1 rRNA gene is annotated in these 290 nt (G+C 57.2%); it reads left to right on the top strand.

Going from position 1 to position 290, the window contains the following annotated elements:
• Positions 1–290: ribosomal RNA gene (locus BLS24_RS00010) — 23S ribosomal RNA — on the top strand; the annotation flags it as partial.

Raw genomic sequence — 290 nt, forward strand, 5'->3', positions numbered from 1 at the left:
ATAAAAGCTACCCTGGGGATAACAGGCTTATCACTCCCAAGAGTTCACATCGACGGAGTGGTTTGGCACCTCGATGTCGGCTCATCGCATCCTGGGGCTGTAGCAGGTCCCAAGGGTTGGGCTGTTCGCCCATTAAAGCGGTACGCGAGCTGGGTTCAGAACGTCGTGAGACAGTTCGGTCCCTATCCGGCGCGGGCGTAGGATATCTGAGAGGAGCTGTCCTTAGTACGAGAGGACCGGGATGGACGGACCGCTGGTGTATCAGCTGCATCGCCAGATGCATAAGGCTG

Source organism: Butyrivibrio sp. INlla18, from assembly GCF_900103635.1.
Lineage (GTDB): Bacteria > Bacillota > Clostridia > Lachnospirales > Lachnospiraceae > Butyrivibrio.